The organism is Chitinophaga sp. NPDC101104 (assembly GCF_050277495.1).
Taxonomy (GTDB): domain Bacteria; phylum Bacteroidota; class Bacteroidia; order Chitinophagales; family Chitinophagaceae; genus Chitinophaga.
This window is the reverse complement of the sequence record NZ_JBNNSF010000001.1, coordinates 4,339,344-4,363,067: the sequence shown is the minus strand read 5'-3', so window position 1 is coordinate 4,363,067 and position 23,724 is coordinate 4,339,344. Positions and strand designations below refer to the sequence as shown.

Below are 23,724 nucleotides of genomic sequence, written 5' to 3'. Positions count from 1 at the left end.
GAGATGAAGCGGCGGTATTTGGACCAAACGGCGTTCTATTTCCCAGAACTTTCTTGTCAAAATCCAAACAACCAAAATTATGCATTTACAGGCTTTCCAGAAAAAGAACTTCCCGGGAGCGGGGGAGCATTCCGTTCCCGCTTCCAGGTTCAGGAAAAAACTAACTAAACTGCTACTCATGAAATTGGCGGCTTTATTGCTGATCATCGGGTTGGAGATACCCTCCCTCGCCAGTTCGCAGAACATCACCATGAACGAGCGGAACGTCTCCCTTGAAAAAATATTCTCGCGGATCGAAAAGCAGACCGGCTATTCTTTCTGGTACAACGTCAAATTGCTGAAACAGGCCCGCCGGCTCGATATCTCCGTGAGCAACGCTTCGCTGCAGGACGTACTGGCGCTTTGTTTCAAAGATCAGCCGCTGAGCTACGACATCGTAGACAAAGTGGTGGTGGTCAACAAAAAAGACGAGCCCGCCATCGTGGCGCCGGCCCGCATCCAGGTAACGGGCAAAGTGACCGACGAATCGGGCACACCGCTGCCGGGCGTTACTATCCAGGTTAAGGGTACCAAACTCGGTACCAGCACGGACGGCAACGGTGTTTTCACCATCCAGGTGCCGGAGAATTCGTCGAAAATCCTCATTTTTTCCTTCATCGGGAAAGAACAGCGCGAAGTGGCGCTCGACGGTAAAACATCGCTCGACGTGGTCCTCAAACCGGAAATCGCCCAGCAGCAGGAAGTGGTGGTGATCGGGTATGGCTCCGTACGGAAGAAAACCGTGACCGGCGCTATTTCTTCGGTGAAAACGGCCGACCTCAACACCGCGGCTTCCACCAACATCGTGCAGGCCCTGGCGGGGCGCGCCTCCGGGATTTCCGCCATCCAGAGCAGCGGCCAGCCCGGCGCCGGCGTGAACCTCCAGATCCGGAGCAACCCTTCCTTCGCATCGCCCGGCGCATTATATGTGGTAGACGGCGTCATCATCAACGATAACCCCGGCGAGCCCTCGTCCAGCACCCGGTACGGCGGCTCGGGCGTAGACCGCTCCCCGCTCAACTTCATCAACCCGAACGATATCGAATCCATCGACTTCCTCAAAGACGCCTCCGCCACCTCCATCTACGGTGCGCGCGCTGGCGCCGGCGTGGTGCTTATCACCACCAAACAGGGAAAGGGCGAAAAACCCAAACTGGAATACGACGTCAACCACTCGTTCCAGAACGTGTTCAAGTTCTACGACATCCTCAACACCCGGGAATACATGGAAGAACGGAACAAGATCGGCCGGGAAAAGTGGATGCTCGACAACAAGATTGCGCCCTATGGCACCACAGACCCTTCCACCGTTACGCCCTACAAACCCAAATACACCCAAGCGCAGATAGACACCACTTCCATGCAGCCCAATGCCGTGGATGCCATTACCCGCAAAGGTTTTACGCAGCAGCATAACGTGTCGCTCTCCGGCATGGCGGGCAAAACGCGGTACTACGTTTCGGGGAATTACCTCAACCAGCAGGGCGTGCTCGAGCACTCCGACTATACCCGCTACGGCGGCCGGATCAGCCTCGACCAGGGCATCAGCCAGCACGTAAAAGTAGGCGTGAGCGTCATCGCTTCGGGCTCCAGGGCCAATAACGCCAACGTGGGCACGTCGCAGAACGAATATTCCGGTATGGTGCTTTCTGCCTTCTATTACCCCGCCACCATGCCGCTGCGAGCGGCCGACGGGAGCTATCCCATCAACCCCGACTACCAGAATTCCCCCAACCCGCTGTCGTTCCTCGAAATCACCGACTTCACCAAAAGCAGCCGCCTGCTCACTTCCGGATACGCGGAATGGACGGTGATCCCGGAACTGAAAGTGAAATACAATTACAGCTACGACCAGTCGTCCAGCAAAAGGAACGCCTATCTGCCCAAATCATTCCTCTACGGCGCCCGCTCCGGCGGCCAGGCCTCCATCAACGAAGCCAACTCCGTTTCCAAACTTTCGGAACTGACCGTGAGCTACGCCAAACGCTTCGGCGAGCACAACTTCCAGGCGCTGGCAGGGCATTCTTACCAGGTGAGCGATTGGGACGGGCTCGGGTTGTATAACGACCGTTTCCCAACAGACAACTTCCTGTTCTACAACATCGGATACGGTACCGCGCCGCGCCCCGGCGTGAGCTCTTACCGGAACCCCTCGCGCATCTGGAAATCTTATTTCGGCCGCGTGATCTACGACTTCGCGGATAAGTACATCCTCACCCTCAGCCTTCGCCGCGACGGCGCGTCCAACTTCGCCGCCAATAAAAAATGGGGCACTTTCCCCGGCGTGTCCGCAGCCTGGGTGATTTCCGAAGAGGAATTCATCAAAAACCAGCTGCCGGTTGTCAGCTTCCTGAAACTGCGCGCAGGCTATGGTACCACGGGCAACAGCAACATCGGCGGCAGCGCGTTTTCGTATTATACCTCGAACAGTCCGTACGTGTTCGGCGGCACCCAGCAGCCGGGCGTTACGCTGCAACAGCTGAGCAACGACGACCTCAGCTGGGAAACACAGCGCGATATCAACGTAGGCCTCGATTTCCAGCTGTTCAGCAACCGGATCGGCGGTTCGTTCGATTATTTCAACCGGACGATCGTAGACCTGCTGACCAATATCCCGCTCACGACCGACTTCCCCGTGAAAACAGTGGCAGGTAACGCCGGGAAAACCCGCAGCCGCGGCTGGGACATCAACCTGAACACCAAAAACATCGTGAGCAACAAGGAAGGCGGGCTCAACTGGTCTACCACCATCAACCTGTCCCACTATTTCAACTCCTGGGTAACGCGTTCCCCCAACGCGCTGCAGTCGCTCCCCAAATATGAAGCGGCAGACGGTCCGTTCAACGCCATTTACGGCTATGTGAGCGACGGTATTTTCCAGGGTGGGAAAGACGTGCCGAAACATATGCCCGGCATGCTTCCCGGCGGTATTATCGTGAAAGACCTGAACGGTTACGACGCCAGCGGCAACCTGACCGGCAAGCCCGACGGGCAGATCAACTCGGCAGACCGCGTGCTGCTGGGCATCAACGGCCCCGAGTACAGCTACGGGTTCAACAACACGTTCAGCTACCGCAGGTTCGATCTCGGCATTTTCATGTATGGCTTCATCCAGAAGAAGTATAATTCCGACATGGCTTCCTCGTTCAGCACCTATGCGCAACTGGGCCAGTTCGGATGGAACGTGCTGAGCGTGGCGAAAGAGCGCTGGAGCTACGACAATACCGGATCGAAATATCCTACCGGCCTCAACGATCCTTACGGCAGCTACGCCAGCGATTCCGACTACTGGCTGGAGAACGCCAATTTCCTCCGTTGCCGCGACATCACGCTGGGGTATACCTTCGGCCACCAGCTGATCGCGAAGCAGAACCTGCTGACCGGGCTGCGGTTGTACGCCAACGTGCAGAACCCATTCATCATCACCAAATACAAAGGCATCGATCCCGAGTTGCAGAATTACCTGGCCTACCCGATGTCCCGCTCTTTCACGATAGGCCTGAATGCGAAATTCTAGCCTGATTGTTCATGTCAAAACCACGAAAATGAGACGTAAGAAACAATACAGCAAGCTGCTCTCCATCATATTGGCCTTTTCCCTGGCACAAACCTCCTGTGAAAAGGCGCTCGAAGAAAAAACGTACGACCGCTTTTCTTCCACCACTTTCTATTTGAATGCCGAAGACGCGAAAGCCGCGGTGACCGGCATGTACGGCGGAATGCTCAACGTAGGCTTTTATGGCGGCGGATGGGGCGGCGCCAACGAAGGATGGGTGGCGCAAAGCAGCTTTATGACCGATGAACTGGTATGTTCCTGGGGATGGGACGGCTGGCGGAAATTCAACCAGCTGAACTTTTCCGAAGACTTTTCCCAGCTGCTGAACCATTACAACGGCCTCATGCCGAACGTATCGGAAATTACCATCAACCTGGAAAAAATCCAGGGCGTGAATATGGACGCCAACCTCAAAGCCAGGTACACCGGCGAGCTGAAGGCCCTCCGGGCCCATTACTCCTGGATCCTGTACAACTTCTATGGCCCGGTGCCCATCCGTGTAGACGCGAAGGAAGCCTCCAACCCCTCGGCCGCGCCGATCCCCAAGCCCGACAAGCAGTGGATGGTAGCGCAGATCGAAAAGGATTACAAGGAAGCCATGGCGATCGTCCCCAAAGCCAGCGACCTGGCCGCGGCGGAATACGGCCGTTTCACGAAAGACGCCTGCCTGATGGGCCTCATGAAACTTTACATGCATGAGAAAAACTGGAAAGAAGCCATTAATACGTTCAACATTCTGAAAACCTACGGCCACGGCCTGCAAACGAACTATGCGGATATCTTCAAATACGCCAACAAAGGCAATTCGCTGGAAGTGCTCCTGGCCGTTCCCTGCCGGTTCGATGCCGACAACAGCTCCAACCTCTGGCTGGCGATGTGCATGCCCGGCAATTACGTAGACCCGAATGGACTGTCGATCACCCAATGGGGCGGCTACAAAATGCCCTGGAAAACCTACGACCGGTTCAACCCGATAGACAAGCGCCTGGAGGTGCTCCTCGCCAAATGGCCCACCACCGGCGGCGTGATGTTCGATGCGCGCGCCAATAATTACATCGGTGCCATTCCCATGAAATACGGCCCCGATCCCGGCGCCATCAGCGAGCAAACCGGTACCGACATCGTGGTTTGGCGCTACGCGGACGCGATGCTGCTGGCCGCGGAAGCCATCAACGAAGACCAGGGCCCGGTGAAGGAAGCGTACGATCTCATCAACGCCGTGCGTACCCGGGCAGGTGTGCCGACCTACGCGCTGGGGCAATTCGATAAGACCGGCCTGCGCAACAAGATCATGGACGAGCGCCTGTTCGAGCTCTGGTGCGAAGGTTCCCGCCGCGAAGACATGATCCGCTGGGGCACTTACATCCAGCATGCGAAAGACGAAGGGTCGATTTTCGCAAAGCCGGAATACGTGCTGCACCCCATACCCCGTAAAGTGGTGAACGAAACAAAAGGTGTCGTAAAACAAAATGACGGTTACTAACCCATATCTCAGGAGCCTGGCTATTGCCAGGCTCTTCGTTTTGCTGGCTTTCCTGGCCGGTTGCAACGCTGCTCCTGACGTGGGGCGTGCCATAGCGGAGCGGCATTGCGGCTCCTGTCATGCTTTCCCGGAACCGGAACTGCTGCCTAAGGTCGTGTGGGAACAAAGTGTGCTGCCCGCCATGGGCGCGTTTGCCGATATCTACAAAGACCGCAGCGGCGAATACAAAATGCTGCCGGCGCATTTATCGCACCTCCGGGATACGATCATCGCGCCGCTCCGGACGTCCATTTCTCTGGCCGATTGGAAAGCGATCGAAGCATTTTACCTGCGCCATTCACCCGATAGACTGGCCATTCCCGACCAACCCGCCGCAACGCCCGCGAAGGCGTTTTCTTCCGTGTTGCCCGCCAAAAGAGCGCCTTCCTTTACGGCCTGCGTGTATTTCGATGAAAAGGAGCGGCTGCTCTTCCAGTCGGACGTGCATAGCCGGCTGCTCCGGGTCTTCGGTCCAGGACTGCAACAGACGGATACCCTGAAGGACTGTACCGTGGTGGATGTGGCGCCCTTTGGCGAAGGGCGCTTCCTGCTCACGAACATCGGCACCATCAATCCCGGCGGGCGGATCAGGAACGGCAGCGTGGAATCGATACTGGTGAAAGGTGGCCGTATTGTTGAACGGAAACTGTTGCAGGATGGATTGTACCGGCCCGTACAGGCGCTACAGGTGCCGGAAGGCCTCGTGGTATGCGAGTTCGGGTTTATGGAAGGGGCGCTTTCGCTGTTCACGCCGCATGGGAAAACAACGCTGGCCGCCATGCCCGGCGCCATCCGGGTGTATCCGGAGCCTCCCGGTAAAGATAGCGCCACGTCGCTGCTGGCCATGTTCGCGCAGGGAAGGGAAACCATCGTACGGTTCACCGGCGATGGTAAAGGGCACTTCCGGCAGGAAGCCGTGCTCGGTTTTCCGCCGGCTTACGGATCGTCTTATTTTCAACCTGCGGATATGGACGGCGACGGGAAAACGGACATCGTGTATACCTGCGGGGATAACGCGGACCAGTCGCCCGTATTCAAGCCCTACCACGGCGTTTACATTTTCCGCAATACCGGCAGCGGATATGAACAGGTGTATTTCCAGCATCTCGATGGCTGCTACAAGGCCGTTCCGGCAGACCTGAACGGCGACGGGCGGAAAGACCTGGCGGTGATCAGTTTTTTCGCGGATTTCGAAAAGCGGCCCGCGCAGGCGTTCGTATACCTGTTGCAGCAAAACAAATGGCAATTCCATATGGAGACAGACCCCGCCGCGCCGCTCGGGCGATGGGTTTGTATGGACGTAAAAGATGTGAATGCAGACGGCAGGCCAGACGTCATTGCCGGGAATATGGCCGCCAAACCGGGCAACAACACGGAGCTGATGCGGCGTTGGCTGCAGGGGCCCGAATTCATCGTCCGGGAAAACCACTATTGATCATTTCAAAAAAGTATTCCACTATGAAAAAGTTTTTGATCCTGATACCATTCATTTTTTGCACCATAACCGTTTTCGCGCAAGCCCCCGCAGCCCCCACTGGCCTGCAATTGCTCGGTACCCGCAGCTGGATAAGGCTGGAGTGGACGGACAATGCCACCAACGAACAGGGGTACCGTATCTACTGGTCTGCCACCGGCACCAAACCCGGGGCTCCCAATGCCACCATCGCCGCCAATGCCGGACGGTACTTCATTTCGCCGGTCTCGGAGCAGACCGCGTACACCGTTTGGGTGGAAGCATACAACGCATCCGGCAGCAGCAGCCACATTACCGGTTCCGCCACAACGGTCAGGAACTGGGTGCTGGTGCCCTCCGAAACGGCGAACCTTTCCATCGCCAGTTCCGCAGCCGTACCGGCCGGTATGGAGATCTTCTGGCACGATGAGTTCAACGACGAACTGCTGAACCGCAATAAATGGAGCACCAACTATTACTCCACGATCGATTTCCGGGATACGACCAACCTCACCAAAATGCGCACCAACACGCTGCCGCAGGCCGCTTACCGGATGACGGGCACCAGCATCAAACTGCTCGTATCCGCTGCCGCACCGGCGCAGGCGTACTGGTCCAACGGACGGAAGGTGTCGTCTATCCAGACCTACGACTGGAACAGCAACGAAAACTATCTCGACAATAAACGCGGCGGTTACTTCGAGATCAGGGTACGGCGCAGCAACACCACGGCGGCCACCAACCTGAACGCCGCCTACTGGTTCGATTCGCCCGGCCCGGATTTGAAATATTATGAAGAACTGGGCAACAGTTTCAATTCCAAAACCGGCCCCATCACGGGTGTAAGGCCCCGCGGACAGGTATTCGAGATCGATGTTTTCGAGCAGGGCGACAATGCCGCCACATCTACCATCACACCGTTTACCATCCACGGCAACGTAGCGGCCGACGGTACTTTCCAGGGGAACCTCGGCACGTACAACGCATCGCTTTCCGGCCAGACCAACTGGCATACCCACGGCATGTTATGGACGCCCACCAGCCTCAAATATTACATCGACGGCGTGTTGAAAAAGGAATGGTCGAGCAAAACCGATATCAAATCCCCGAACCATTTCATGAACACATTCCTGGGCATTTATGGCGCGGGAGACAGTGCCAGCATGGAAGTGGATTACATCCGCGGATACCAGTGGCCGGTTACCGGCGGGAACGAGCTGCCCAACAGCGGTGCGGAATACGGTCTGGCTTTGATGCCCTGGGAGGGAACGGCAACCGTATCAACAACTGCGAAAAGGTCCGGCAATAACGGTTTTTCACTCGCGGCCGGGCAGACTTTATCCCAATACATTTACCTCGACAACAATACCAATTACCAACTCGGCTACTGGGCTGCGGGCAGCGGCCAGCTTGATGTGAAGGTCGAGAACATCGCGCCCGTCAACGGTAGCACGCAGAACACTTTCCAACAGGCAGGAGCGGTTTCCGCAACGTTCGCCGCCGCCACGCTCGATTTTAAAACCGGGACGGAGTATGCGGACCATGTGAAAACCGTCAGGATCACGTTTACCAATACCGGCAGCAGTACGATCAAGCTGGATGATCTTTCCTGCATCAAAGGCGGTACCGGCGGCGCGCCGGCATATTGCACCGCGGCAGGAGGCGCCAACGCTACGGACCGTTACATCACTTCGCTGGGCAGTACCGGCGCTACGCATAACATTATGTTCAGCAACAGCGCGTACCCGGCCGGCGGATACGGGTTTTATACGGCAGATTCCATTACCACCGCACCAGGCGGCAGTTTCACGCTCAATATGACGAACAGTACCAATACGAAATGGGCCCGCGTGAACGTGTATGCCGACTGGAACGGCAACGGCAGCTTCTCCGATGCCGGGGAGCTGCTATTTTCCGTTGGCAATGCCAGGCAAGACAACAGCGCAACCGTGCTCAACATCAGCCGTGCCGTAAACGTTCCGGCTACGGCTACGCCCGGCGCCACACGGCTGCGGGTGCGTTTCTACGACGCCTGGAACACGGACCCCGGGCCATGCGGCCAGGCGGATTTTACGACCACGCACGATTTCAAGCTCCGGTTGCAGACTTCTGGCGGCGGCGGATTGGCGAACGCACGGACAATGGCTGCGGAAGAAGTAAAAGTAAACACCCGGATGCAGGTATATCCCAATCCCGCATCAGGGCAATTTTACGTGCAATACCAAAGCAAATCGGCCGCAGCAGGCCAGTTGCGCATTGCCAGTCTTTCCGGGCAAACGGTGCGCAGCAAAAGCGTAAGGGCGGAATCGGGGAATAACCGGTTCGAAATGAGCACAGACGGTGTGCCCGGAGGGGTGTACCTGGTGGTGATGGATTTGCACGGAATAAAAACGACGCAAAAACTCGTCATTCAATAGGCAAAAAAAATCCCGCACACGGTGCGGGATTTTTTTATGACGCCGATGTTCGTCATTCACGCTTCAAAACCGCTACCGGGTTGCTTCTTGCGGCCTTCAGCGTCTGCGACCCGATCATCACGAAAGCGATCAGCAGTACCACCAGCAAACCGGAAAACAATTCGGTAAACTGTACGGGCGTATGATAGGGGAAATTGGGCAGTACGAACATTTTAAAGAAAAGGTAAGTGGCCGGCAAGGCAATGAATGCAGAGATAGACAACAGCGACAGGAACCCGCGGCTCAGCAGGAAAATGAGGTTCCCCGCGCCTGCGCCCATCACTTTCCGGATGCCGATCTCCCGGAGCCGCGTTTCGGTGGTAAACACTACCATGCCGAAGAGCCCCATCGATGCGATGGAAATCGCCAGGAACGACAGGAAACCGATGATCTTGATCAGGGTCGAAAACTCGCTGTAGGCCTGCTCGATCTCCTCGTCGTAGAATTCGGCGGTAAAGGGGTGGATGCGGTCGGTCTGCCGCCATGCCGCCTCTATTTTGGCGACGGTGGCCGGCATATCGGTGCCTTGGATTTTGGCGCTGAGGATGGTCCGGTCTTCCGGCGTCCAGGGGGTGAATGCTACGGGGCCGATGAGGTTGTCGATTTTACCGTAGTGGAAATCCTGCATCACGCCTACGATCGTCATTTTCCGGCCGTTCAGGGTGATCTGTTCGCCGATGGCTTTTTGCGGATCGTTTCCGGCGATGTGGAAACGCTTCACGACCTGCTGGTTCACGATCACTTCGCTCACTGCTTCGGCGGTGGCGGGCCGGGCCACGAAATTGCCACCTGCAACGAGTTTGTAATCGTGGAGCGGCAGGTAATTTTCGTCGACATGGTTGGTCATCACCAGTTGCGAATCCCGCGAATCCCTGTATTTCATATTGCCGCCCCAGGCGTTGCCCACGCCGGTGGTGATCAGCGAACGCGATACACCGGTCACTTCCGGCATTTCGCCGAGCGCCTGCAACATGGCGTCTGGCTTGTTGTCCAGCATATTGATGTTGAGGATGTTCGTGGTATTGAACCCCAGATCGAACGCCAGGATGTTTTTATATTGTACATAACCGATGGCGGTAGTGGTAATGAAAATCAGCGTTACCGTGTATTGGACCACCACCAAAGCGCGCCGGAGCGTGAGGTGCCGGAAGGTTTTTACGGGGGAAACATTGCCGAATGCGTTGATGGCGCTTACTTTCGAGAAAAATACGGCGGGAAGGAAGCCCGCAATAACGCCAACGATCACTGAAAACACGATGAAAGCCAATACCATGGCCGGTGAAAGGTCGAGCTTGACCATCCGCTGCATCTCCGGTGCCATGTTGATGAGCAACGGCCTTAGCGCCAGGAACAGGAGAAAGGACAGGAGGAGGGCTGCCATGGAGATCATGACCGCTTCCGCGAGGAACTGTAGCCGCACCTCGTTCTTCCCCGCGCCGATGGCCTTGCGCAACCCGATCTCTTTCACCCGGCGCATGGCCCGCGCGATGGAAAGATTGGTGTAATTGAAGCAGGCCGACAGGATCACGATCAGCGCCAATGCGCCGAGTATCCACAGTACCGCCGGGGAAAGGTGCGGCCCCGTAAAACCTGGTCCGCCTTCGGATTGGCGGAGGCTTTCGCCGACCACGATATCGTATAAAGGAAGCAGTTCCAGCTGGATGCGGGTATTTTTATCGGCGAGGTTTTCTTCCTTCGCCAGCGCATCGAGCTGCGCGCGGATGGCGGCCATGTCGGCGTTTTTCGAAGGGAGGAGGTAGACGGAATACGGCCAGATGTTCGTCCATGCGCCGAAACCGGGATCGCTTTTAGCCATTTGTTCGGCGGTGGATAAGGACACCAGCGCTTCGAACCGGATATGCGAGAAGAAGGGAACGTCTTTCATGACCCCCGTCACCTGGTAGACCATCGCATCCACTTCGATCGCTTTGCCGAGGGCGGGCTGGTCGCCGAAAAGCTTGTTGGCAGCGGATTCCGTGAGCACGATGGAGTAGGGGGCCTTCAATGCCGTTGCAGGATCGCCCTGCAGCATCGGGAAGGTGAAAACCCGGAACAGCGAAGGTTCCGCCCAGTATCCTTTGATGGGAAGCTCGTTGCCGCCGACTTTCGCGTCGCCGGAAAAGTCGTTTTTTAGGGTGGTCACTTCCTCGATGCCGGCCACTTTTTCACGGATGAGCCGGGCGGTTTTGATGGATGCGGTGGCGAATTTCCCGCCCTGCTCGTTGTTGGAGGAGAAAATGCTCGTGATCCGTTGGATGCGGCCGCCATTTTCGTGGAACCGGTCGTAGGTGCGCAGATCGAGCAGGAAAGCGATCAGCGGCAGGCCGACAGACATGCTGATGGCCAGTCCGAGGATGTTGATGAACGAAAACAGTTTATTGCGCAGGATGTTGCGCCCCGAGGTTTTAACGTAGCTGCCGATCATGGTCCTGTTCATAAAAAGGTGAGCGAATAACGATTTCCTTACGGTATAACTCCTGAAGAATTTGAACGCATCGATGATATAGACCAGTTTTGCCCGTCGCGGCCCGATGGTGGCCACATTCCGCTCGAAACATTCGTGCAGGTCGCCCGTCAGGTCTTCCACGAGCCCTGGTTTGCAGTACCACTCCACGAATCGTTGCGCCCAGGCGGGCGGTTGGTGTTGTTTCATGTCAGCCGTTTTTCCATGCGAGTGACGGAATCTTGGCCCATAGCTGATCGCGCATGGCCCTGGCGTTGATGAGCGCCGCTTTTCCGGACATGGTGAGCTCGTAGAACCGTTTGCGCTTCCCGCCGCGGGCCTTCGTGGCTTCGCCCAGTTCGCTGGTGACCAGTCCTTTTTCTTCGAGCCGGTTCAGCACCGCGTGGACCACGCCCAGTTTCACCGCGCGGCCGGTGTGGCTGGCCAGCTCGTCGCAGATCGCTACGCTGTAGGCTTCCCTGAGCAGCGCGGCAACGGTGAGGAGCACCAGTTCTTCGAATTCTCCGAGGTTTGTGCCTTTCATATCCGATATTAATTACGTAAATGTATGTAATTACATCCTATAATACATACAAATAATGAATTATTATGCCCCAACGTATCCAGATCGCCTGCGTCGCCTGGTCAGGGGCGATCTTTCATATGATGACGAGTTGTAATCAGTCGGATTTAATTATCTTCGGAAGACTATGCACAAAACCCAGGTATGTAAAAACTGCGGGAAGGCCGCGGCCGGTAATTTTTGCCCGGATTGCGGGCAATCGTACCATGAAGGCAGGATAGACGCGCATTATTTCCTGCATGATATCCCGCATTCGGTGTTTCATGTCGACAAGGGATTTTTCTACACCTTTCTATCGCTGTTCACCCGGCCGGGCGGGATGATCAGGGATTACCTGGAAGGGAAGCGGGTGAAATATTTCCGGCCGTTTGCGTATGTGATCATCATGTCCACCATCTGCACCTTGCTCGTGAAGCTCATTACGGCGGGCATTGCAGGCACGTACGCAAAATATCATCCCGGTTATGTGGCGGAGGATAAAGGTGGATTTTTCAATCATTATTTCAGCGTATTCATTTTCCTCATGATCCCTTTCGCGAGCGTGATCACGTTTTTGTTCATGCGCCGCGGGAAGTATAATTTCTGGGAGCATTTTCTCATCAATACCTACATCGCCGCGCAACTGAACATCATGCAGGTGCTGGTGTACCTCGTGGGTTGGGCAATGATGCTGGTGACGCACCAGTTCGGCAAGATAGACATCGGGTTGTACATCCCGTTTTTCATGACGGCTTTCCTGTTTATGTACGGGTCGGTTTTCGGGTTCCTGATGAAGGATGAATACAGGAAAGGCTGGCTGGTATTGCGTTTGACGCTGATGAACTGTTTTCTCTTTTTCCTGTACTTTTCCGGTTTCCAGCTGACGGGGACCATGCGGCCCTGGTAAAGTTATATTTGAAAAGAAAACCGCGCCAATCGTACGACTGGCGCGGTTTTGCCGTTATTGTACGGCTGCTTTTCGTTGCAGGATTTCGAGGTAATGGGGGTTAGACATGATGCCGATGATATTGCCGAAGGGATCTGTGACGGAGGCAGTGAAGAAACCGCTGCCTTCCTGGCCGCGGGGTGTGATGGGCTCGAATTCCGTGGCGCCCATTTCCAGCAGCCGGTCGAACGTGGCTTTGATATCATCCACATGCCAATAGGTGACGGCGCCGCCGGTGGCGGATGACCGGGCCGAAGGGGCGTACCGTGCGTCGATGACGCCGAATTCATGCTGGTAGTCGCCCAGGCGGAACTCGAAATAGCCCGGCATATCGAAATAGGGTGCGATGCCGAAGAAAGCTATGTACCATTGCTTTGCTGCTGCATGATCTGCCGCGAAGAACGTGATGGTTGCCATGCCGCGGAATACTGATGATTGTGCCATTTTGGATAGTTTTTTTGTTTGTATGACAAAAGTAGCGGCGGGTTTTGACAGCCTTATGTCAGCAGGCTGCCCGACAGGAGAAAAAAATTATTCGCCCAGCATGAAATCCAGGATGGGGGCGCATTTTTCCTTGCAGGGCGGATAGAATTCCCCGTGCTTCCAGGTGGCGGACTTGGGGGAGAGACCCCACCAGAATTCCGCGAGGGCCAGGGGCTCCATGTGGTGGCGGAAGGCGTATTGGAGGAGCTTGGGCCCGGCGCATTCCCCGGCGCCTGCGGGCGGCTGTTTGTAGCCATGTGCCTCGAAGATATCGATCAGGTTCCGTGTTTGGCCGGCTTTGTTGCGGAAGTTGTAATGTTCGTGGAGTTTCCGTTGCAGGGCGATGGAGTGGGATTTGCGGGCTTCCTTGCGTTTTTCGACCGCCGCCAGATCGCCTTCCAACTCCAGGGTGGCAATTTCCGCGTTGATTTCCGACAGGCGGGCCATGCCGGTATTGAGGAAGCTGCCGGCGGTGAGCGCATCGAAGACCGGCTCCACGAACCCGCTGTGGTGGTTCCCGTTGGCCAGTTTCCCGGAAAATGCGGCCAGGTAGCCCAGTGAGCCGTCGTGCGACCGAACGGCCAGCACGCCGAACATCTTGCCGATCACGGCGCCGTTTCCACCGCTTCCCAGCCCGAAATTGTGTTGCCATTCCGTTTGATGGGCGAGGTGCTGTTGGAGCCCTTCCGCCGCTGCGATGCATAGCGGGTGGATGGGAGCGTTGGGGTGGAAGCGGAGCCCTTCCGCCAGGGAGCTGGCGGCATCCTGGTCGGAGAACCGGGTGAATACGCTGTTTGTTGGCTGATGTATTGCCGGAGCGGTTTGTGGGCAAACACCAGGTGTGGTGGTCATAATACTACGTCCTGTAAAGGTTTTTGCGAACGCAAAGGTACGGTTTTTCGGGGTGTGGGCCGTGGCAGTACGGGAACTGCCATCACGTTTTTTTAAAGAAAATTTGGCGGGGAAATAAATTTATGTAATTTCGCCGCCCCGAACGATGAAAATCTAAGGGATGATTTCGTAGCTCAGTTGGTAGAGCAATACACTTTTAATGTATGGGCCCTGGGTTCGAGTCCCAGCGGAATCACAAAGGAGCGGGCAATCGCTCCTTTGTCATTTAAGATCGTGTAGCAACACCGTTTTCGCGAATTCCTCCGTACAAGTTGACCGAAGATTGTGCAAACTGTTCGGATATCTTTTCGTATCTCCCTCCCGCAACTTAATTTTGGAAACTCGCATGGCTGTGCGTGAACGATTTTAGGCTATTCTTCCAACTTAAAACTTGACTTGTGCGAAACCGGGAACAGGCGGCTATCAAATCTTCACAAGACCAATGATGTTGCTTAATATCAATGCTTTTTTGACCATGCCGCACAGGCAATCCGTATTTTGATATCTTTACGATACCGTATCGGCCGGCATCATTCCACCGGTCCGGAAATCAACCAAAGTTGCCCCGGATGGCAGGATGCCGTTCGATGTGATAAGCGACTGCCAATTTGTTTTGTATGATAAAAGCCATTTTGTTTTCCGCATGCCTGCTCGGGTTATTTCAGTCTGATGCATGGTCTCAATCCACGAATCCCGTTCCTTTTGTAATCCCCGGCTTGCGCGAGTGGCATGGGGGGACGGGGGCATTCTCCCTGCGCGCTTCCTCCGCGATCGTACTGGAACCTGCATCTGCACAGGCTTTATCGGCCACAGCGGAAGTTTTGCAGCAAGACCTCAGGAAGCTGACGAACGGTACGGGCTTTCCCATAAAAACGGGAACGGCTGGGGCCGGTGATATTTTGTTAAGCCTCATCCCGTCGGATACGCTGCTGAAGAAAGAGGGTTATCTGCTGACTGCCACCCCGGATCACCTGCAGATCTCCGCACCGGAAGCCCGGGGCGTTTTCTGGGGAACGCGCACGTTGTTGCAGGTATTGGAGCGCGACAGCGGCCATGTCCGTTTCCCCTGCGGCGCCGCCAAAGATTATCCCCGTTACGAAGTGCGCGGATTCGTGCTGGATGTGGGCCGGAAGTTTTTTAGTATGGATTTCCTCCGGCAGTACGTGAAATTTATGTCTTACTACAAGATGAATGATTTTCACATCCACCTCAACGATAATGGTTTTTACAAACTTTTCGGGCATAACTGGGACAGTACATATGCGGCGTTCCGGCTGCAAAGCGAATTTTATCCCAACCTGACGGCCAAAGACGGAGCTTATTCCAAACAGGAATTCAGGGAATTGCAGGAACTGGCAAATATCTACGGGGTTAAAATCGTCCCGGAAATTGATGTGCCGGCCCATTCTCTGGCATTTTCAAAACTCCGTCCCGAAATCGGCAGCAAGAAATACGGGATGGACCATCTTGACCTGGATAATCCTGTTACCTATCGTGTCATCGACAGCGTGTTCATGGAATACCTTTCCGGGCCCAACCCGGTGTTTACCGGTCCGGAGGTACACATTGGCACCGACGAATATGCAAAGGAAGCGGCTGAACAGTTCCGCGCATTCACGGACCACTACATCCGCCTGGTGGAAAGTTACGGTAAGAAAGCCCGGATCTGGGGAGCGCTTACGCATGCCAAAGGCAATACACCCGTGAAGGTGAAAGACGTTACCATCAACGCATGGTACAATGGCTACGCCGATCCCGTGGAAATGAAGCGGCTGGGCTACGACCTTATCTCCACGCCCGACGCCTGGTTATACATCGTGCCCGCCGCCGGTTATTATTACGATTATCTCCGGTTGCGGACATTATATGAAAAATGGGAGCCCGTTCAGGTAAATGATATCCGGTTCAAGGACGGCGATCCGCAGATCAAAGGCGGGGCATTCGCGGTGTGGAACGACCGGGTGGGGAACGGCATTACTGAAAAGGACGTACACGACCGGGTGTTCCCGGCCATGCAGGTGCTCGCTCAAAAAATGTGGAGAGGGGCCGACAGTTCCCGGTCCTATGCTGCATTCGCAGCCGGGGCGGCTCAAATCGGCGAAGGTCCCGGAGCGAACATGCGTGGCAAATTGACCGGAAAGGATGGATTGGTGTTGGCCTTCATGACCCCCAAAAAGGCCGGGAAAAAGGTGGCCGGCAGCCAGGTGAACGCGGTTAGCATTTCCGGCGCAACCATTAAAAAAGATGGTTTGCATATAAACGGCGGGCGCAGCTTCGCAGCCTTGCCTGTCCCTGAAATCGGTTACGGCTATACGGTCAGCTTCGCCGTTAAACCTGCCGCGGGCAACGCACCCAACGCCGTGTTATTCAGTTCCCCCAATGCCGTATTTAAACTTACGCAGCAACATACAGGGAAATTGGGCTTTTCGCGGGAAGGGTATGATTATGTGTTTGATTACACCGTACCTGCCGACAAATGGACGAAACTGGCTGTCAGCGGCGACCATAAAGGCACGCGCCTGTACGCGGACGGAAAACTGGTGCAAAGCCTCCAGGGACAGAAAATTCCCGTCGCCGGTACGAAAGACACGTTGCTGAAAGTGCAGACGCTGTTCTTTCCGCTGCAATTCGTCGGAGATACCGCGCGGGCCTTTAAAGGCGTGATAAGGGATGTAAAAGTCTGGAATAGTGCGGATATGGTAGAATAACCCTTGATCGCCAATGAGTTTTGTCGCAGTTCTTCGCCGGAACGGCGATGCCAGTGCCTTCCGGAGCAGGAAAGGGATGTGTGGCGGGATCGCGTTGCAACGTGGAAAATACAGGCAAAATGGCCTGGTGCAAAGAAAACATAGGTTATAGTAAAAAAAGCAGTGGTATCCCCAAAGAGATTTTCAGACATTTACCGGGAGGTTCTGACTTTGTGTGCAGGTCCGCTTTTAGGGCTCATTTTGAAGATCGTTTGGCATTGAAGTAAATTGCGCAAATCTTAATATTATCAGGGCCGGCCGTATGTTGATTACGGCAGGCACAATGTTCACCGGGTTTCCGGTGAAGGGGTTTGGACCCGGTACGGCCCTGTTGAAGATGTAAACAGAAAAACAGATTATGCAGGTAATTCCACAGTGACTCCGCCCGACCATACGGGTGCGGGAAACGTTATGTACATGAGATAAAAAATCAGACGGTAAGTTTCTGGGCCAGGATGTGGCCAATATGCTGGTTATCGGTACCGGTAAGGATTTCTTTTGCATAGACGGCCCGCAGCGGCCGCGTTTCAACCACAGACTAACATAATAGCCAAGATTGTAGAAAGTTTTATTCACTATCAAAAACACAGCAAAGTATGAAGCAGATTTACAGTGATTGCCATGCGCAATCCCTTGAAAGTATTCAGCCACAGCCGGATGGATGCCGAATGGGGACGCTGATCATGTCGGATGGTCGCGGGCATGGGGATGATATTCGCCGGATTTTTCGCGCTGGCAAACTGGTTTGCATTTTAGCGGCATCGCTGACGCTGCAGGTGACGCCCGGCCCAACGGCCCGGGCAGGTGTGGTAGCAGGCAGCTATCATCCGGATTTCGTAAAACCCGCGCCTCCATTTACGATCGCAGGTGTAGTGAAAGACGAAAGCGGGAATGCGATACCCGGGGTAACCGTAACGGTCAAGGGAACACGTACCGGCGCCGTAACGGACGGCGAAGGCAGGTTCAATATTTCGATACCCGAAGGATCTTCGGGCGTGCTCGTATTCACGCACGTGAGCTTCGCGCCCCTGGAGCGAAAGGTGCAACAGGGCGAAGCCGTTACCGTCATCTTAAAAAGCGGATCGCTGATCGAGAATGAAGTGGTGGTAGTGGGATATGGTACCCAGAAACGCGCGAAAATGACATCTGCCGTTTCGTCTGTCAGCGGGAAAGATGTTGAACTGATTCCGGCCACTAACCTTTCAAATGTGCTGGCCGGCCGTATGTCGGGCACTTTCATCCGATCTTCCACGGGTACGCCGGGGATCGGATCGGCGGTGAAAGTGCGCGTGAGCTCGTCTTTCAGCAACTCCGCGGTAGAGCCGATCTATGTGATCGACGGTGTGGTGCGCGACAGGGTCAGCTTCAACGCCATCGACCCTAACGAGGTAGCCGATATTACCGTTCTAAAGGATGCTGCTTCAGCGGCCATCTATGGCTCCCGGTCTTCCAACGGCGCCATCCTCGTCACTACGAAAAAAGGCAAAAGCGGAAGGGCCGCGATAGATTTTAATGCGACCTACAATACTTTGCGTACGGGCCCCTTGCCGGAATATATGCCGGTGAAAGACGGTCTCAAACTGAGCCAGGCAGTAAACGGAGGATTGAGCGATGAAGAAATTGACTGGGTATTGAAAAACAACCCGAACGGCGACAATTATTACAAAGCTGCGTATTCCAATCCCTCCAGCCAGCGTTACGCGCTCAGCGCTTCCGGTGGTTCGGACAAGGTACGTGCGTATATCGGCGGGTCATACATTAAGGAAGACGGCTTCCTGCCGCAGGTTTGGTTCAAAAAATTCAACCTGAGGGGTAACATTGAGGCGAACCTGGTTAAAAACCTGACGCTGGGCCTGAACCTGAGCACCAATTATGGCACCCGCAACCGGTTCAACTTTACGTACGACTACGGATCCGACGACCTGAACAACCTTTGGGGCAAGCTGCTGTATTGGGACGTGTTCGCCTCCCCGTACATCAACGGGAAACCGAATAACCCCGGCTGGCTGGGCAACCCTGTGGAAATGATGCGCAACGGCGGCTACTGGAGAAATACCAACCAGCAAATTGACGCATTACTGACAGCGGAATACAAAATCCCGGCGGTGGAAGGACTGAGCATCCGCGGCGCTTACAGTAAGAACTTCAACAACAGCTATACCAAAACATTTGCGAAGAAACAGGACCTGTACAACTTCAAGAAAACAGGGCCCAACAGCCTCATCTATACGGATGAAATGATCGGCATGGTAAAGAGTGGCGATCCCGGCACCGAATACCTCGGAAATTTCTACAACAAAAACAACAGCTATCAGCTGAACGGGCAAATCAGCTACGACCGTACTTTCGGCAAGCATACCGTTGGGGCGACGGCCGTGTACGAGCAGTTTGAGCAGTACGACAATGGCTTTAACCTCACCCGGAACAACTTTCCGCTGATGGCCGTAGACCAGTTCCTGTACACAAGCGGCAATAATGCCGATTGGAGCACGGGTGGCGGTGAAAGCGAAGCCGGAAGGATGTCTTATATCGGAAGGCTCAGTTATGATTACGACGGGAAGTATCTCTTCAACGCATCCGTACGGAGGGACGGTTCCACGAACTTCGCGCCAGACAGGCGCTGGGGTTGGTTCCCATCCATTTCCGGGGGTTGGGTGATTTCTCGGGAAGATTTCTTCAGCGGCTCAAAAGCCGGTCAGGCGATCGACTTCCTGAAGCTCCGCGCCTCGTTCGCTACCACGGGTAACGACGTGCTTGATAAAGACGATCCGAACAGCCGGTGGAGATGGCTGGAGCAATATATCATTGGCGGCGCGTATTTCATGGGTGCCAACGGTGTGTCCGCACCCCGGCTCCGCTATGGCGGTACCCCCAATGCCGGCCTCACCTGGGAAAAATCAAAATCCTTCGGCGTGGGCCTCGATGCAACCGCGTTCAAAAACCTCCGTTTCAGCTTCGATTACTGGAAGCGCAATTCCTACGATATCCTCGGCTCACGCATCCTGGCCATCCCGACGGAGTTCGGCGCATCGCTGCCGCCTGAGAACTATGGCAAAGTGAGCTCCAACGGGGTGGAGATCGAATTAGGCTATGGTAATACCATCAGTAAAAATTTCAGCTATAACGTGAAAGGCATATTTACTTATGCGAGAAATAAGGTGATTAAAAAAGACGTAGCGGTGAACGCCCAGTATTATCAGGATCCCAATGGTAAAACCACCTCCTACGGCGTGGGTTACCAGGCACTGGGCATTATCCGCACCCAGGCAGATCTCGACAAACTGCCGGCCGGTTTCCTCATCAATGGCGTTGCGCCCGCCCTCGGCGATATGCTGTTCGCAGATCTCAGCGGCCCCCAGGGCAAGCCGGACAATGTTGTCGACAGCTACGACCAGATCGTTCTGGGCAACTATTTCGGAGCGGATAATGCACCGATTTCCTATGGCCTGAACGTTTCCCTGTCTTACAAAGGATTTACCGTGGAAACACTGCTTTCCGGCCTCACCGGGTACAAGATCAGCTATAACGACCCCTGGGGCAGAAACTTCGGCGGCGGCGGCAAAGTGCCTAAATATCATGAAGATTCCTGGACTCCGCAGAACCCGAACGGCTCCACGCCCAAAATCTATCCCTGGGGCGATGCGCACTCCGCCGGTTATACCTGGACATCCACTTTCAACGTATTCGACGGCGGCTTCCTGCGCATGAAATACCTCAACCTGAATTACAGGCTCCCCGATGTGCTGCTGAGGAAATTGACGATCAAAGACGCAAGGATCTTTGTTGCAGGCACCAACCTGTTCAACATCACCAGGTTCAAGCTGTACGATCCCGAAGTTTCACAGTTCATGAGCTACCCGGCCATGAAAACTTACACCATGGGGATCAGCCTGGGCCTGTAACAAAGCGTTCTTACATTCAAAATCACGATCATGAAGCAAAAGTTAAATCTATCGATACTCTTCCTTTCCACCGCTTTGATATCCGGCAGCTGCAACAAGGTGCTGGATAAAAATAACCTGGCTGCCGTTGGTCCCGACCAGGTATGGACGGATGCAAATATGGCCAATGCCTATCTCAACCAGGTATATAACGACAACATGCCCGGCAACACCAGTGGCGGTGGCAATGGCACAGACGAGGGCGTGCCCTATCAGAAACAGACAGACAGCTGGTTCAGGGGAACGGCTACCTTCGACTCCAAAAGTTCCTTCGGTAATTACAACAATGTCCGGAACATCAACATCCTCCTGGAGAAAATCGCACAGGCATCGTTCGCCGAATCGGAAAAAAACAAAATCAAGGGCCAGGCGCTCTTCTGGAGAGCATGGGCATATCACAGAATGGTGAGCGACCATGGCGGCGTGCCGCTGATCCTCGAAGCACAGCAACCCTCTTCCGACCTCACGCAGCTTCAGAAACCGCGTAACAAAACGTCGGAATGCGTAACGCAGATACTCAAAGACCTCGACGATGCCATCGCCCTGCTGCCCGACGCGTTTACAGATGCCGATTATGGGAGGGTAGACAAAGGCGTGGCCTTGGCCTTTAAAGGAAGGGTGCTGCTTTTTTACGCCAGCCCCCTGTTTAACGGCCTCGGCGGCGTTGCCAGCTGGACGAAAGCATTCAACGCCAACAAGGCGGCCAAAGAATTCCTGGATGCCCGCGGGAAAGGATTGTATAGCCCCTTCAGCAAGATCTGGGACGACGAGATGAACAAGGAAGTAGTGATGGTACGGCGCTACAATTACCCGCAGGCCACTTACTTCCAGGGTGGACTGATGCCACTGAACTGGTCGAAGGACGATGTCGGGTACGACCGCCCGTCGCTGGAACTGGTGAATGCCTTCCCTATGAAAGACGGATCGGCATGGGAAGCCCAGGTAAGAAGTTACGATACGCTGTTCCGCAACCGCGACGACCGGTTCTATGCCAATATTTATTACAACGGTGCGCCCAATCAATACCTGAAAGGTATGCGCGACGATAAATCTTACCTCTGGACGTATTTCACTTCCATTTCGAATTACAACGGCGCCACAGGTCTCGAAGGCGCGCATAACCAGGTAACATCCGACCCGCTGTGGTCCAACTCCAGCTTCTACCGCATCAAGGCGATAGACAAGGGTATCGACAAGGGAACGGTTTACAATGCTGCTGTGGACTGGATTGAGATCCGCTACGCGGAAGTGTTGATGAACTACGGGGAATGTGCCAATGAAACGGGCAATACCGCTGCAGCCGTGGATGTATTGAAACAGATCCGGGCAAGGGCCGGTGTATTGCCGGGCATGGCCGGCAATTACGGCATCACTGCGGCAACGCCGGCCGACATCCGGGCAGCGTATCAAAAAGAGCGTTTCGTGGAATTCAGCTTCGAAGGCAAACGCATGAACGACCTTCGCCGCTGGAAAATGTTCGGTTACCTGAGAAGCCTTCCGCAACGGCATGGTATCGCCGTGTTGCTGAAACCCGGTCAAACCGATGTTTCCCCCATGTCTGACATCAACATGGTGTGGGATAAGTTTACTTCCACCGTGATCACCACGGATGCGGTCGACATAGCGATCAAGGACCAGTATTACATTTACGGTATTCCGAAATCCGTTCTCGACAAGAATCCGTTGTTGAAACAGAACAACAACTGGGGTGGCGATTTTGATCCGCTGCAATAATGTGCATAACGCAGACAATCAATACGGAAAAGGGGCATCTGTTACAAGATGCCCCTTTCCATTTTCCAGAAGCCGCGCCGATGCGGCTAAACCTGCGTCATTGCTCCCTCTTCCAGTAAACCCCGATACCATCACCGATCTCCTGGATTTTGTCTGTAATCCCGTTTGCCTTGCGATAGTCGACCACCGCTTTGCGGCAGCCTTCCACCGCACCCCAATCGTCGATGATGATGAAGCCGCCGACGGAAAGTTTGGGATAAAGATAAGTGAGCGCATCGATGGTGGATTCATACATGTCGCCGTCCAGCCGCGCAACGGCCAGTTGTTCGATGGGCGCGTGTGGCAATGTATCCTTGAACCAGCCTTTGAGGAATTTCACCTGGTTGTCGAGCAAACCATATTTATCAAAATTATGCATGACTTCATCCATCGGGATCGCGAGTTCCTTGTAAATAAAATGGATATCGCCCTGGTCTGCGGCATATTTATCGGCTGGTTTGGGCAGCCCTTCGAAGGAATCCGCGACGAAAACGGTCCTGGTCGTATCATTCATGGCGTGGAGTATGGCCCGCATGAGAATGGTGGCCCCGCCTCTCCATACGCCGGTTTCGATCAGGTCTCCTGGTACCTGGTTCCGGATCACTTCCTTCACGCAGTATTCGATGTTGTTCATCCTTTTCATACCGATCATGGAATCTGCGTTCGCGGGCCAGTCCAGCCCGTTCCACCGTTGTTCGCGCGAGCTTTTCACTTCCCTGCAAATGGCCATCCGGCGGGGCTTGATCAATTTGTCGAGCATCCCCCAGATTTTTTGTTTGCCGAACAAGGTCACCTGCGATACGGGCACGTATTCGTTTTTGCCGATCCGGTGCATGTCCAGCAATACGTTTTTCAGGAGTTCGAGATAGTTGTCCCGGGTTTCAATCATGTTTTTTTGATTAGCTGTTATGT

13 protein-coding genes and 1 tRNA gene are annotated in these 23,724 nt (G+C 54.7%); 9 read left to right on the top strand and 5 right to left on the bottom strand.

Annotated features, from left to right (window positions below; all coding sequences use genetic code 11):
• Positions 1–79 precede the first annotated feature (79 nt).
• Genes ACQKLP_RS17450 through ACQKLP_RS17435 form a run of 4 tightly spaced genes read left to right on the top strand, consistent with a single transcriptional unit; the run spans position 80 to position 8,987 of the window.
• Positions 80–3,556, top strand: coding sequence for a SusC/RagA family TonB-linked outer membrane protein (locus ACQKLP_RS17450; protein WP_427324115.1), 3,477 nt, complete (start codon positions 80–82; stop codon positions 3,554–3,556).
• Between the two features lie 28 nt (positions 3,557–3,584).
• Positions 3,585–5,078 carry a RagB/SusD family nutrient uptake outer membrane protein gene (locus tag ACQKLP_RS17445; RefSeq protein ID WP_427324113.1) on the top strand — a complete coding sequence of 498 codons (1,494 nt, stop codon included), beginning with the start codon at positions 3,585–3,587 and terminating at the stop codon, positions 5,076–5,078.
• Positions 5,065–6,552 (top strand): FG-GAP repeat domain-containing protein, encoded by a 1,488-nt coding sequence (locus ACQKLP_RS17440; RefSeq protein ID WP_427324111.1) that lies wholly within the window; start codon positions 5,065–5,067, stop codon positions 6,550–6,552. Before ACQKLP_RS17445 ends, ACQKLP_RS17440 begins: the two co-directional genes overlap by 14 nt.
• Before the next feature lie 23 nt (positions 6,553–6,575).
• Positions 6,576–8,987, top strand: coding sequence for a GEVED domain-containing protein (locus ACQKLP_RS17435; protein ID WP_427324109.1), 2,412 nt, complete (start codon positions 6,576–6,578; stop codon positions 8,985–8,987).
• Between the two features lie 52 nt (positions 8,988–9,039).
• Here the strand turns inward: ACQKLP_RS17435 and ACQKLP_RS17430 are convergent, their stop codons facing one another.
• Together ACQKLP_RS17430 and ACQKLP_RS17425 are read right to left on the bottom strand one after the other, a co-directional pair.
• Positions 9,040–11,679, bottom strand: coding sequence for an ABC transporter permease (locus ACQKLP_RS17430; protein WP_427324107.1), 2,640 nt, complete (start codon positions 11,677–11,679; stop codon positions 9,040–9,042).
• 1 nt (position 11,680) lies between these two features.
• Complete coding sequence (locus ACQKLP_RS17425; RefSeq protein ID WP_427324105.1) at positions 11,681–12,013, bottom strand: PadR family transcriptional regulator; 333 nt, start codon at positions 12,011–12,013, stop codon at positions 11,681–11,683.
• 166 nt (positions 12,014–12,179) lie between these two features.
• Here ACQKLP_RS17425 and ACQKLP_RS17420 point away from each other — a divergent pair, with 166 nt between their 5' ends.
• Positions 12,180–12,938: a DUF3667 domain-containing protein gene (locus ACQKLP_RS17420; RefSeq protein ID WP_427324103.1), complete on the top strand. Its 759-nt coding sequence runs from the start codon at positions 12,180–12,182 to the stop codon at positions 12,936–12,938.
• A gap of 54 nt (positions 12,939–12,992) precedes the next feature.
• On the opposite strand, the gene ACQKLP_RS17415 is transcribed toward ACQKLP_RS17420, so the two are convergent.
• Both ACQKLP_RS17415 and ACQKLP_RS17410 read right to left on the bottom strand, forming a co-directional pair.
• Positions 12,993–13,421: a VOC family protein gene (locus ACQKLP_RS17415; protein ID WP_427324102.1), complete on the bottom strand. Its 429-nt coding sequence runs from the start codon at positions 13,419–13,421 to the stop codon at positions 12,993–12,995.
• 87 nt (positions 13,422–13,508) lie between these two features.
• Positions 13,509–14,312 (bottom strand): pseudouridylate synthase, encoded by an 804-nt coding sequence (locus ACQKLP_RS17410; protein ID WP_427324100.1) that lies wholly within the window; start codon positions 14,310–14,312, stop codon positions 13,509–13,511.
• 162 nt (positions 14,313–14,474) lie between these two features.
• Here ACQKLP_RS17410 and ACQKLP_RS17405 point away from each other — a divergent pair.
• From ACQKLP_RS17405 to ACQKLP_RS17390, 4 genes are all read left to right on the top strand, one after another.
• Positions 14,475–14,547 (top strand) — tRNA-Lys (locus ACQKLP_RS17405).
• Positions 14,548–14,968: 421 nt separating this feature from the next.
• A complete protein-coding gene (locus ACQKLP_RS17400; protein ID WP_427324098.1) occupies positions 14,969–17,059 on the top strand; it encodes a family 20 glycosylhydrolase in 2,091 nt (696 codons plus the stop codon).
• Between the two features lie 635 nt (positions 17,060–17,694).
• Positions 17,695–21,000 (top strand): SusC/RagA family TonB-linked outer membrane protein, encoded by a 3,306-nt coding sequence (locus tag ACQKLP_RS17395; RefSeq protein ID WP_427324096.1) that lies wholly within the window; start codon positions 17,695–17,697, stop codon positions 20,998–21,000.
• 30 nt (positions 21,001–21,030) lie between these two features.
• Positions 21,031–22,773, top strand: a complete 1,743-nt coding sequence (locus ACQKLP_RS17390) for a RagB/SusD family nutrient uptake outer membrane protein (protein WP_427324094.1) — start codon at positions 21,031–21,033, stop codon at positions 22,771–22,773.
• 97 nt (positions 22,774–22,870) lie between these two features.
• On the opposite strand, the gene ACQKLP_RS17385 is transcribed toward ACQKLP_RS17390, so the two are convergent.
• On the bottom strand, positions 22,871–23,701 hold the full coding sequence (locus ACQKLP_RS17385; protein WP_427324092.1) for a TylF/MycF family methyltransferase: 831 nt from the start codon (positions 23,699–23,701) through the stop codon (positions 22,871–22,873).
• Positions 23,702–23,724 lie beyond the last annotated feature (23 nt).